This window comes from Bacillus sp. EKM420B, assembly GCF_011065565.1.
GTDB lineage: Bacteria > Bacillota > Bacilli > Bacillales > Bacillaceae > Bacillus > Bacillus velezensis.
Map to the genome: position 1 here is coordinate 1 of NZ_JAAMNX010000004.1, position 14,293 is coordinate 14,293.

A 14,293-nucleotide genomic window follows, 5' to 3' on the forward strand; every position below is an offset into this window, starting at 1 on the left:
TCCGATTGAAGACCGTTATGACGCCTGCGCGGCGGAGCTGTCAGCGATCGTCAAGCGTCTTATCAAAGAAAAACAGAAGGGAAAAACGCTGATCCAGCTTCTTGTCCCCGACAGGGGGGAAGACAATGTATTGGCGGGGCTGGCCGCTTTTCTGAAAACGGCTCACCTTGAACATCCGAAGCTGTACGGCCAAGTCATCCAAGCCGATCCGGACGAGTCAGCATCATCGCTTCTTGCCAAGCTGAAAGAAAACCGGGCGCATCCTGAACAAGCGGAAATCCGTTATGAAGGCGGCAAACGTTTCGTCAGAAACTGGCGTCACCTGCCTGCGCTTCAAAGCGGCGCCGTTCCGTGGAAAGACGAAGGGGTTTACCTCCTTACCGGGGGAGCGGGCGGCATCGGGCTGATTTTCGCTGAAGAAATAGCCTCCCGCGTCAAAAATGCCGTCCTCGTATTAACGGGGAGGGCGGAAGCGCTAGATGAAGAGCGCTCCGCCCGCTTACGGCGCTTGGAAGCGACGGGTGCCCGCGTACTGTATAAACCGGTTGATGTGACAGACAGGGCGGCGGTCATCGCCCTCGTCCGCGGCATACAGGAGGAGCACGGAACACTCGACGGGATCATTCACGGCGCCGGCGTGATCGCCGACAACTACATTCTGAACCAGACAGAAAACGAACGGAAGACCGTCATGGCGCCGAAAGTGAAAGGGCTTATCAATCTTGATGAAGCAGCGAAAGATGTGCGGCTGGACTTTTTCATTCTGTTTTCTTCCTTGGCGGGAGGCATGGGAAATCCGGGGCAGGCCGGTTATGCGGCAGCCAACGCATTTATGGATGTTTATGCAGCCCGCCGAAACAGGCTCGTGCGGGACAACAAGCGGAGCGGGCAGACCCTGTCCGTCAACTGGCCGCTTTGGGAAGAAGGCGGTATGCGCGTGGACAAAGAGACAGAACGGCTGATGTATGAACAGACCGGAATGAAAGCCATGCGATCGGCTTCAGGCATCCAAGCGCTTTATGCCGCTTTTGCCTCCGGAGCACACCAGGTCATGGTGGCAGAAGGCGATGAGAAACGGATTCGCAGCCATATTTTCGATCTGGGCGAAGAACAAAGCGCCGCCGGACAAGCTTCGGCAGTGGCAGATGCAAGAGATCTGAAAGATCGGGTTCAAGAGAAACTAAAGCGGCATGTATCAGATCTTTTAAAGGTAAGCATGAAAGATATTGAGGCTGACAGCGAACTGACGGAATACGGATTTGATTCGATCATCTTCACTGAATTTACAAATCTATTAAATCGGTCTTACCAGCTTGAGCTCAGTCCGACTATCTTCTTTGAATTTCCGACATTGCGCAAACTGAGCGGCCATTTGATATCTGAATGGAAAGAAGCATTCAGCGGCTTAGAAAGAGAGCGTTTAAAAACCGCTCCAAAAGCCGGAATAAGAAAAGCTGAAACTCCGGCGGCCGTTCATGTCAAACGGGAAACGCCCGTATCCGTAAAAGGAAAATCAGAAGAAAAAACCGAACCGATAGCCATTATCGGAATCAGCGGCATTTTTCCGCAAGCGAAAGACATAGATGAATTCTGGACACGTTTATCAAAAGGAGAGCATTGCATCACAGAAATTCCCCGAGATCGCTGGGATTGGCGCGAATATTACGGCGATCCGGCAGCGGCTGCAAATAAAACGTCAATTAAATGGGGCGGTTTTATAGATGGAATCGCCGGGTTTGACCCGCTGTTTTTCGGGATATCTCCGAAAGAAGCTGAAATGATGGATCCTCAGCAGCGCCTATTAATGATGTATGTGTGGAAAGCCATTGAAGACGCGGGGTACTCAGCAAAACGGATTGCCGGAACAAAAACCGGCATTTTCACCGGCACATTGGGAAGCGGATATCAAACCTTAATCAATAAGGCGGGTCTTCCTGTCGAGGGGTATACGATGACCGGAATCGTGCCGTCCGTCGGGCCGAACCGGATGAGTTATTTTCTTGATATCCACGGGCCGAGCGAGCCGATAGAAACCGCTTGTTCAAGCTCTTTAGTCGCCATTCACCGCGCGGTAAAAGCCATTGAAACGGGAGATTGTGATATGGCGGTCGCAGGGGGCGTCAACACGATCGTCACGCCTGAAGGCCATATCGGTTTTCAAAAAGCAGGCATGCTCAGTGAAGACGGACGCTGCAAAACATTTTCTGATCAGGCTGACGGTTATGTCAGAGGAGAGGGTGCCGGCATGATTGTCTTGAAAAAGCTTTCAGAGGCTGAGCATGACAGGGATCACATCTACGGCCTCATCCGCGGTACAGCGGAAAATCACGGCGGGCGCTCAGCGTCACTTACCGCGCCGAACCCGCAGGCTCAGACGGATGTGCTGAAAAGCGCTTATCAAAAAGCCGGTATTCACCCGTCAACGATCACTTATATAGAAGCGCACGGAACCGGAACGGCGCTCGGAGATCCGATTGAAATCAATGCATTGAAAAAAGCTTTCCAAACAGACGGGGCTCCGGGCGGATATTGCGGGATAGGCTCAGTGAAGACAAATATCGGACATTTGGAGCTCGCAGCAGGCATTGCGGGCGTTATCAAAGTATTGATGCAGCTGAAACATCGGACGCTCGCCAAAAGTCTGCATTGCGAGAACATCAATCCCCATATCAAATTGAAGGACAGCCCGTTTTACATTGTGACAGAAACAAAGGAGTGGGAAGCGCTGCGTGATGAAAACGGCCGGGTCCTGCCCCGCCGGGCGGGTGTAAGCTCATTCGGTTTCGGAGGCGTCAATGCGCATATCGTTATTGAAGAATACATGGGCAAAAGTGAAACGGAACAGCCGGAAACCCGTGAGAAAGCGTCATCTCTTTTTGTTTTGTCGGCTAAAAATGAAGAGCGGCTGAAAGAAAGAGCGCGTCTCCTTCGCGATTTTATCCAAAACGGATCATCCCGCCATATCGATCTTGCAGATGTTGCATACACACTGCAGACCGGACGGGACGCAATGGAAGCGAGGCTGGGAATCATTGCAGGCTCCGCAGAGGAACTGACTGAAAAACTGAACGCGTTTCTGACGGAAAAAAACAGCGAAGATATCATCAGCGGGCGCAAAAAACGCGAGAATAACACGATCTCCATGTTCTCAGAAGATGAAGACGCTGCTGACCTCGTCAGCGCCTGGATTGAGAAAAAGAAATACAAGAAAGTGCTGCGGCTCTGGGCTAACGGATTTGACACAGATTGGGAGCAGCTGTATACGGACAGTAAGCCGCGCCGCATCAGCCTGCCCTCCTATCCGTTCAGAGCAGACCGCTATTGGGTGCCGAAACGGGAGCAGCTGCCGCTTTCGAATCAAAAAACAGTATTATTGCAGAAAACATGGGAGCCTTGCGAGGCAGTGTCTTCATCCGAGCCATTCAGCAAAATAGCGCTCATCGTTTCCGAGGATACAAAAGACCTTGCCGCCGAGGTGAAAAAACAGCTGAACGATGCTGACATTGTGCAGGAAAATCAGCTCATCTCTTTCTTACAGGATGCGAATGCGGCCATCTATTCCGGGTTTATTGACTTCACCGGCTGCGGCTCCCGGCAAAAGCGGCAGGACATCAGCTGGGTGGCATCGCTGCAGCAGCTGATTGAATACGGCCGCGGAAAAGAAAACATGAAAATGCTTTATCTTACAAAAGGCCTTGAATCCTTCAAAAATAAGGCGGCCGCTATGCATGGTATTGAAAAAGCGGGGCTTTATCGCATGCTGCGGCATGAATACAGCCATATTCTCACCTGTCACGCCGATATTGATCCTGAAAAGCCGCTGGAGCAGACAGCCGCTTTTATTAAACAAGAAATTGAATCAGACTTAACGGAATCTGCTGTTTGCTACAGGGACGGCATGCGCTTCAGCTATGTTCTTCGGCAGACTGATCAGATTGAACCAGAAGCCGTGCAAACAGACCGGACTGTGTTTCCAAAAGACGCCGTCCTAGTGATAACCGGAGGAACGCGCGGTCTCGGCGCTTTATGCGCCAAGCATTTCGTTTCCGCATACGGTGTGAAGAAACTGCTTCTGACAGGCAGAAAGGAGCTGCCGCCGAAAACCGAGTGGGATCTTGAGCAAACAGACCCTGTCGTTTCGGAAAAAATACAGCTTATCCGAAAGCTGGAATCACAAGGCGTAAAAGTGTGCGTCTCAGCAGTTGATCTGACGGATAAGCAGGCCGTCGGACGGCTTATAAAAGAGGTAACCACAACGCTCGGACCTATCGGAGGCATTCTGCATTGCGCGGGAATTACGGACCGTGAAAACCCTGCTTTTCTCCGCAAATCCAAAGACAGTATCGCGCGGGTGCTCGCACCGAAAGCAGACGGCCTTCACAGTCTGTATGAGAGTGTAAAGGATGATGCGCCGGCATTTTTCGTCCTGTTTTCATCTGTCTCGGCAGCCGTCCCGATTCTTGCGGCGGGTCAGAGCGATTATGCGATGGCAAATTCTTATATGGACTATTTTGCAGAAAACAATGAGAGCGGCATCATGAGCATACAATGGCCGGCATGGGATGAGACGGGCATGAGCAGGGATACAAAAAGCGGGGTGTATCAGCAAACGGGATTGCTGCGGCACTCTGACGCGGAAGGTCTCAAGATGCTTGATTACATTTTAAGAGAAAGACCCGGAGCTGTCGTGCTGCCGGCACAAGTGAAACATGATTGGGACATCAAAGCGCTTGAAAACGCCAAGCCAGCCGCCCATAAAGGAATGAGAACAGCTTCCAAACCTCCTGAAACAAAAAAACGGGTCCATAACCAGACTGATATTCAATCTTGGCTGAAGTCGCTTTTGGCAAAAGAGCTGAGTATCGATGAAACGCATATGGATATCGATGTGCCTTTTCAGGAATACGGAATGGATTCTATCTTTCTGGCGCAGGTGCTGACAAAGATCGATCAAAAACTGCCGTCCGTTTCAATTGATCCGACTGTCCTTCTGGAACACCCTACCATAGAACAGCTCGCGGATTATTTAGCCGCACATTGTCTGGAAGCTTTTTCGGCAGATGCAGCGGTTCCCGCGGAGAAGATCCCTTTGCAGAAGACGCCGAAACAGAGCAAAAAAACGGCAGATAAGCCCGGGAAACGGGGAAAGGTTGCGATCATCGGCATGGCCTGTCATTTTCCGAAAGCGGGGGATATAAAAGAATTTTGGAAGAATCTCCGCAGCGGAACGGATGCGGTCACTGAAGTCCCGCCGGACAGATGGAACGCCGGGGAACACTATCAGCCGGGTGAATATCAAGAAGGAAAAAGCATCAGTAAATGGGGCGGTTTTATTCACGATATTGATCAATTTGACCCGGAGTATTTTAATATTTCAGAAACGCTGGCACCGATGATAGACCCGCTGCAAAGGCAGTGGCTCGAAGTGAGCGCGGAAGCTTTGGCCGATGCCGGTTATCAAAAAGAGGATCTCTGGGGCCGCCGTATCGGCGTTTTTGCCGGTGCAAGGGCAGGTGCGTTTCATCAGAAATTTCAATATTTGCAAAAAGACGCGATTATTGGCGCGGGGCAAAATTTTATTACCGCACATATGGCGCACATTTATAACTTTACAGGGCCCAACCTGGTCGTGGATACGGCCTGCTCCAGTTCGCTTACGGCAATTCATTTGGCCGTGCAGGCTATTCAAAATGGAGAAGCGGAGGCGGCCTTTGCGGGCGGGGTTGACATTTTGCTTGATGAAAAACCTTTTCTCACAATGAGCGCGGCGAGAATCTTATCGCCAAATGGCCGTTCAAAATCTTTCGATGCCGATGCGGACGGAACAGGAATCGGAGAGGGCTGCGGTGTGCTGATGCTGAAGCCGCTCGAAAAAGCGATAGAAGACGAAGATAAAATATACGGCGTTATTGACGGCTCTGCGATAAATAATGACGGCAGCACAATGGGGGTGACGACGCCGAATCCCCGGGCGCAGCAGGACTTGATTGAGCAGGCGGTTCAATCAGCGGAAATCGAGCCGGACACCATGACATACGTAGAGATGCACGGAACCGGTACTTTGATCGGCGACCCGATTGAATTAAAAGGATTAACCAATGTCTTGTCTGCTTATTCCGATGAAAAGCAATTTTGCGGTGTAGGGAGCGTCAAAAGCAATATCGGCCACTTGCTGAGTGCGGCGGGAGCGGCGGGAATCATCAAAGTTTTGCTGGCGATTGCCAATGAAGAACTGCCGCCGACTTTGCATTGCCATAAACCGAACCCCCGCTTTCAATTTCATGATTCGCCGCTTTATCCTGTGCTTGAGCTGAAGCGGTGGGACGGAAAAAAAGAGATACTCAGGGCCGGGGTCAGCGCGTTCGGCTTGGGCGGGAATAACGCCCATATCATTGTCAGCAACGAAGGAATTCCGAAAGAACGAAAAGCGACCATGGAACCGAAAGGCGGCCAGACAGTATACCGAAAACAGCGGTATTGGCCTGAAAAAGCACAGTTGTCCGAAGCGGAAGAAAATGAGGCGGGCACAGAAGCAATGTTTGAAATAAGCGAGGTGTGATAGATTGGCAGTTGCCACCGATCAAGTCAAAACGTTCCTGCAGAAAATCAGCCATACGAATTATATCGTCCGGGATCATCGCGTTCATCAAATCCGCGTCCTCCCGGGCGTGACTTTAATAGATATGCTGTATCGGCTCGCCGCCGGGTATCTCGGTGAAAGGCCTATAGAATTAAGACAGATTATTTTTAAGCAGCCTGTTGTAACATCTGAAGAGTTTGATAAACACCTGTATGTCACCTTTACGCCGGCGTGTGACAGCTGGAAAGTTGAGATCACTAGCGAAAAAGCAAAAAACGGCACACCGCTTGGCGGAAAACGGGATGAGAATATGGAATGTCAGCTTTATTTGCAAAAAGACACGCTCCGGGCAAAAGAACTGAATATTGAAGCATTCATGAAAAACGCAAGCCGAAAATGGGACATGCATGACATTTACGGAATTGCAAGAAGAAGCCATATTGAGCATGGCGAGTTTATGAAAAATGAAGGGGCCGTTTATCAGCTTCAGGATAAAGAAGAATTAATGGAGCTCACTCTGAGTGATTTGGCTGAAGGATTCCGGGAGAAATTTAAGGCGCATCCGGCTTTTTTAGATGCGTCCACCCTTGCCGGCTCTTCCTTTGCATTGTCGGCCCAAAAGCAGAATGACACACCTTATATTCCTTTTATGATCAATCGTTTTTGCATATATCAGCCGTTTCCGAAAACGATTTACACTTATTCTGCGAAAAACAGCCGCACTGAAAGCGGCGCATCAGATAGCGAACCTGATTTTTATTCGGCTGACTTCACGATTTACGACAGGGCAGGGAACGTATTGGCCGAATGTGAGAAACTGACAGTAAAAAGGGTCAGACAAGCGAATATGATTACCCATCTGATAGACAAAGAGAAGCCGCCTCAGCAGAACAGAAGCGGCCGTGGAGAGCCCGAAAGTCCTGTGGCCGCAGAAGACGTGTCTGAACAGCAAACGCCGGAACAAAACATGGTGACTTACATCAAGTCGGAAATCGCCAGGCTGATCAATCGTCCGGCACAGGATATTGATGTGCGGAAAGGCTTTTATGATATGGGGCTTGACTCGGCGCATTTGCTGAAGCTTGTAAAGATATTAGAGCAGACTTTTCAGAAGCAGTTTTATCCGACACTGCTTTTTGAATATTCATCTGTCCGCCCCCTTGCGGATTACCTTATCAATGAAGCGGGCTGTGTGCTGAAAGATTCGGCCGAAGAACGGCATACATCAGACGCTGACACTGCTGATGAGGTTCTGTTTTTTGAACCCGCCTGGAAAGATCATCCGCTGGAAACGGCGGTGCAGAACGGGCAAAAACACACCCGTCATCTCATTATCGCTGCCGAGGCAGGACCCCGTCTCACCGGTGAACTCGGCACATATTGCCCGGAAGCGGAAGTGATAGAACTGAAAAGGGAGCATGAGGTTGCAGATGAGCAGTTTGGAGCAGATGCCGAGCGCATATTTCATATGCTCAAACGGGAACTGACAGACCATCCGAAAGAACATACATTGATTCAGCTTGTATGCGCCGTTGAGAATGGAGCGGCCTTGTCTTCCGCTCTCGGGGCTATGCTGAAAACGGCACATCTGGAAAATCCGGCTCTTCGCACTCAGGTGATCACCTTCTGTGACAAGAATGAGAGATTGCCAAGTGAGACGGCCGCAATCATTAGAACAGAAGCAGACTGCTCTCATGCAGGCTGCACAGACATTCGATATAAAGACGATATGCGGCAGATCAGATTGTTCGAACGTATTGAGAAACCGGGCGGACAGACACAGTCTCCTTGGAAACAAAACGGCGTATATGTCATTACAGGAGGTCTCGGCGGTCTTGGATTTCTGCTTGCCCGTCACATTGCAGAAAAAGAAAAGGTGAAGCTCGCACTCATCGGCCGTTCGCCGGAACAGTCTGAGAAGATCAGCAGACTGAAAGCATTGGGAGCAGAAGTTCTTTATGTTCAAGCGGACATCGGCAGCAAAGCCGAAACAGAGCGGGCATTTGCTCAGATTACAGAAACTTTCGGCCGGCTGACGGGCATTTTTCATTGCGCCGGTGTTTTAAAAGACCAATTTATCATCCAAAAAGACAGTTCTGACTTGAAGCGGGTGTTCCTGCCGAAAATCAGCGGCCTGATTCATGCCGATGAAGCTTCACGGCATGAACCGCTTGAATTTTTCGCCGCATTTTCCTCATTCTCGGCGTTGACCGGAAATGCGGGCCAGACAGATTATGCCGCAGCGAACGCTTTTATGGATGAATATATGAAATATCGCGATTGCAAAGCGGAAAAAGGCGAACGGACCGGGGCTTCTATGACGATCAACTGGCCTCTTTGGGAAGATGGCGGCATGCAGGTTGACAGTTTGATGAAAGAGATCATGAATGATGCAACCGGCACCAGCCCGCTTCCGGCCGGGGAAGGGATGGCTTCACTAGAATATATGCTGCGTCTCGGCAAGCTGCAATCCGTTATTTTATACGGGAAGGAGCCCGTTGTAACTGAAAGCATGGCCCGATTGGTTCCGATGGCAGACAAGAACCGCTCTTCATTATCCCATGCAGCTGTCAAGAGAAGAAGCCGAAAACAAGAGAGACACACAGAAGAGCACGATATTGCGGTAATCGGATTGGCGGGAAGATATCCGCAGGCGGGAAGCATCGATGAATTTTACCAAAATCTGCGCTCAGGTAAAGACTGCATCACAACAATGCCGAAAGACAGATGGAAAGGTTATCCTTTCTCATATGAAGCAGATCAGTTCTACCGTTACGGAGGATTTTTAGATCGCATAGACAGCTTTGATCCGCTGTTTTTCAATCTGACTCCCCGCCAGGCTGAAATGATGGATCCGCAGGCGCGGCTGTTTTTAGAGACGGCTTGGGAAGCTTGTGAAGATGCCGGTTTTTATCAGGACAGAACGGCGCGCGGGCCATCTTCACAAAAAAGAAAACGCGTCGGGGTATTCGCAGGTGTGTTTTGGAGCCATTATGAGCTGTTCGGCGCTGAAATCACACAGCGGGGCACACCGCTGTCTATGGGCGTGACGCCTGCCTCTGTTCCGAATATCGTGTCTCACTGCCTGAACTTTACAGGGCCGTCAATGGCTGTTGATACGATGTGCTCTTCTTCGCTCACATCCATACATTTGGCATGTGAAAGCATTAAAAGGGGGGAGTGCGAATTCGCCATTGCCGGCGGTGTTAATGCGGTCACACATCCGCATAAATATGCGTTTTTGGCGAATGCGGGATTTCTGTCTTCAGAAGGCGTCTGCAAAAGCTTCGCCGACGGCGGTGACGGCTATGTGCCGGGAGAAGGCGTCGGCGCCGTGTTGCTGACAACCGTTCAAGAAGCGGAAAAGATGGGCTGTCCGATATATGGCGTCATAAAAGGCTCCGCTTTAAACCATGTCGGAAAAACATCCGGTTTGACCGTGCCTGATCCGGCATCACAAGCGGAAGTCATTACAGATTCCTTTCAGAGTGCCGGCATTGATCCGGAGACATTGAGTTATATTGAAGCTCACGGAACGGGGACGTCTCTGGGTGATCCGATTGAAATTGAAGGGCTGAGCCGCGCTTTCCGCAAATGGACAAACAAGAAGCGGTTTTGCGCCATCGGCTCTGCCAAATCAAATATCGGCCATTTAGAAGGAGCCGCCGGAATCGCCGGATTAACAAAGGTGCTTTTGCAGCTGAAGCATGGAGAAATCTTTCCGTCATTGCACGCGGACACGCTGAATCCCCATATTCCGTTTCCGGATACGCCGTTTTATGTGGCGGACCGGCTGGAAGAATGGGAACGGCCGTCACATCCTGACCAGCCGAGAAGAGCGGGTTTAAGTTCTTTTGGCGCCAGCGGGAGCAATGCCCATTTTGTCATAGAAGAATATCTGCCGCCGCAGGCTGAAAAGAAATCGCTGAGTATACAGGAAGACGAGCCGGTTCTGTTTCTGCTTTCGGCAAAAAATGAAGAACGGCTATTGGAATATGTCAAACGGTATGACCGCTTTTTACGGGAAAAAGAAGTCAACCTTAAAGACCTGGCCTACACGCTTCAAGCTGGCAGAGAAGCGATGCCTGAACGGCTGGCATTGATCGTTACATCCGTTTGCGGCCTTCAAGCGAAACTGAAGGATGTACTTGAACGAAAAACGGAAATTGAAGGGTGTTTCCGCGGACGTGCTCAAGATGACATTTCATCAAAGGGAATGGCCGAACTTTTGAAAAACAAGCAATATTCCAGATTGCTCACTGAGTGGGCAAAAGGAGCCGCCGTTGACTGGAACCAGTTATACGAAGGAGAGAAGCCGAAACGGGTCAGCCTTCCTGTATATCCGTTCGCGAAGGAGCGGTATTGGGTGCCTGTGCCTGCGGATATCCGGAAACAGACAGACGAACCGGCGGAAAACCAAAAGATCATTCTTCAAAAAGACTGGAAGCAGCAAGATCCGGCGGAGTCTGAAGCATTATCAGGAACAGTAATGATACTTGCAACTGATAAGACGAGCCGATTGGCCGATGCTCTATTTAAAGGAAACGGCCATATTGAAACGATCTGCATCATCCATCAGGCAAAAGACGGCGCCGATTATTACGCTGCCGCATCGGGGCGAAACCTTTACGGCAGAGTGCGGGAGTCTCTTCAAAACAAACAGATACTCGGGGTCGTCGACATAACCGCATATGATGCGGAATATGAACGGCGGGAAGAGATAGAATACGGAAAGCTTGCCTTTTTACAGCAGGCTCTGGAATCATTCCGTCATAGCGGTGCTGTGTTCAGCCAAGTGACACACCGCCTCCAGCCTTTCAAGGAAAGTAAACCTCTGATGCAGGGGGCGAAAACGGCGGGGCTGTACCGGATGCTGGGCGCTGAGTATACCAACATTCATTCTTTTACAATAGATAGCGATTGTGCGATTGAGCATACAGAAGAATTAAGCAGACAGATTGAGACTGAATTTTTACAGCCGCGGGCCAAAAGCGGCAGTGAATGCTGCTACAGGCTGAATCGCCGTTATGTGCCGTTTCTGAAGCAGGGTACGAATGTGTCTGCGGCGCCTGAGCTTTCCTATTCGTCTGATGATGTGCTGTTAATAACGGGCGGATCGCGCGGGATCGGCGCAATTGCGGCGGATCATGCCGTTTCACGCGGATGCAGGAAACTGGTCATCATGGGGCGGGAGCCGCTTCCCGATTCCTCAGAGTGGGCAGACATGAAAAAGGACGGCATTCTCCCGGAAAAAGCCGGGCGGATGCAGAGGTTAGCCGAGCGGGGCGCGGAGATCCGTTATTACAGCGTTTCTCTTACGGATCAAAAGGGGCTCCGGAACATGACGGACAGCATCCGCGGCACGTTGGGACCGATTACCGGCGTTTTTCATTGCGCGGGTGCAATGGGAGAACACCCCGCTTTTTATAACAAAACCGAAACTGAAATCGAAAGCGTTTGCACGCCGAAAGTAACTGGGCTTTGCGGTCTCTATGAAGCCGTTCAGAATGAGCCGCTGTCGTTTTTTATTTTGTTCTCATCCGTTTCGGGTCTGATCCCTTCGCTTGCTGCGGGACAAAGTGACTACGCGATGGCTAATTCATTTATGGACTCTTTTGCAAATCATCAGGCAGGTAAGGGAAACGTGTTTGTTAAAGCCGTTCAATGGCCCGTCTGGAAAGAAACCGGCATGGCTGAAGGCCTGCCGGAAACACCTGCTTATCAAAAATCAGGACTTTCCAGGCTGTCTGCCGAAGACGGACTGAAGTTTTTAGATTACATCATATTAAACGGACAAAGCTGCGGAATTCCGTGTGTTCCCGAAGACAGTGAGGCTGATTTTGGTGATCTTCTGAAGGTGAAGAAAACTGAAGCGCCCATGAAAAAAAGCACTGCCGGTGACCAAAAGGTGAAGGATATGATTCGTCAATGGGTGCGCACCATTTTCAGCGAAGAACTGAAAATGACGGATGAGCAGATAAAAGATGATATGCCGTTTGATGAATACGGGATTGACTCAATACTCTTTGCGGAATTGGTTCAATCATTGCAAAAACGGATCAGCATAAAGTTAACACCGTCCTTAATGCTTCAATATCAAACGATTACAGAAATGGTTGACTATTTCGCAGCGCATCATGAAACCGATTTTATGACAAAAGAAAATGGTTTCGTTCAAGACATGGACGTCCAGCCTGATGTAACTGCCGCCGCTGAAGAGAGAACATCCATGAAGCCGAAAGCGGATACCGAAGACGATATTGCCGTCGTCGGCATGTCCTGCCGTTTTCCGGGGGCGGGCGGAACGGATGCTTTTTGGGAGCTGCTGATGAAAGGGAACACCGCCATCCGGCCTGTCCCCGCATCGCGCTGGCATGCAACAGCACATACAAAGGATTATGCGGGGTGGATTGATGATATCGACATGTTTGATGCGGGCTTTTTCGGCATCTCTGAAAAAGACGCGGCAGTTATGGACCCGCAGGCGCGGATCATATTAGAAGAAGCGGTTCATTCCGTTTATGATGCCGGGTACGGCCAAAAGGATTTGTCGGGCCGGAAAGTCGGCGTGTACATCGGCGGCAGGGCGCAGCCTTCAGCCGGTATGGAACATATCCTGCAGGCGCCTAACCCGATTTTGGGGGCGGGGCAAAACTATTTGGCGGCCAACATTTCACGATTTTTGAATGTCACAGGGCCGAGCCTTGTCGTGGATACAGCATGTTCCTCAGGGCTGATCGGGCTGTCCTTTGCAAAAGACGCCCTTTTGGCCGGAAGGATTGACGCGGCCTTAGTCGGTTCAGTGAGTCTGCTCTTATCTCCGTCCGCGCACCGGTTATTCGGAGCGCGCCATATTTTAAATGAGAACGGCGTGTTTCACATATTCGACCGTGAATCAGCGGGAGAAGTGCTCGGAGAAGGAGCGGGGGCGGTTTTTATCAAGCGATTGAGCGATGCGGTGCGGGACGGAGACCGTATTTACGGCGTCATAAAAGCCGTCTCGGTAAACAATGACGGCCGGACGCTCGGGCCCGGTTCACCGAATATAAGGGCGCAGAGAGACGTTATTCAAACTGCGCTTGACATGGCGGAAAAGTCGCCCGAAGACATCGGATATATAGAAGTAAACGGAGGCGGTTCCCCAATCGTTGATTCGGTGGAAATCAAGGCGCTCTCAGACGTCTATCAGCTGAACCGGAAAACGCTTCTGCCCTGCCGGATCGGATCGGTGAAACCGAATGTAGGGCATTTGCTTCTGTCTTCAGGTCTTGCGGGCTTCATCCGATGTGTGCTGAGCGTCTATCATAAGCGGATTCCGCCATTCTTATCAGCGCGTGACCCATTTGAACATTATGACTTTGAAGCGTCGCGTATTCATTTTAATCGTGAACCCGTTGATTGGCATTCAGAGAAGAAACCCCGCGTCGCAGCTCAGAGTTCATTTCCTGACGGCGGGACAAATGCTCATATCCTCGTTGAAGAATACAGAGGTGAAAGGCAGCGGGAATATCACCGGGCGCCCCAGCCGCCGGAATTCAGAAAAAAACACTACCCGCTTTTGGGCGGCTGGAACAGCACGGAAAGTGAACCGGAAAAAACAAGTAATGAAAAAACGGACATTGCGGATCTTTTAAAGAAATATGAGAAAAAAGCAGAGACAAGCACTGCACCTGCAGACTCGTTTTGGCAGGTGACAACGTGACGTTTTTAAAA

Annotated in this window: 2 protein-coding genes; both read left to right on the forward strand. The window is 50.5% G+C overall.

The annotated features are described in order from the left end of the window. A partial coding sequence (locus tag G9F48_RS13030) for an SDR family NAD(P)-dependent oxidoreductase (protein ID WP_165409597.1) occupies nucleotides 1–6,559 on the forward strand: 6,559 nt, incomplete at its 5' end. 4 nt (nucleotides 6,560–6,563) lie between these two features. Continuing rightward, nucleotides 6,564–14,282 carry a type I polyketide synthase gene (locus tag G9F48_RS13035; RefSeq protein WP_165409598.1) on the forward strand — a complete coding sequence of 2,573 codons (7,719 nt, stop codon included), beginning with the start codon at nucleotides 6,564–6,566 and terminating at the stop codon, nucleotides 14,280–14,282. Nucleotides 14,283–14,293 lie beyond the last annotated feature (11 nt).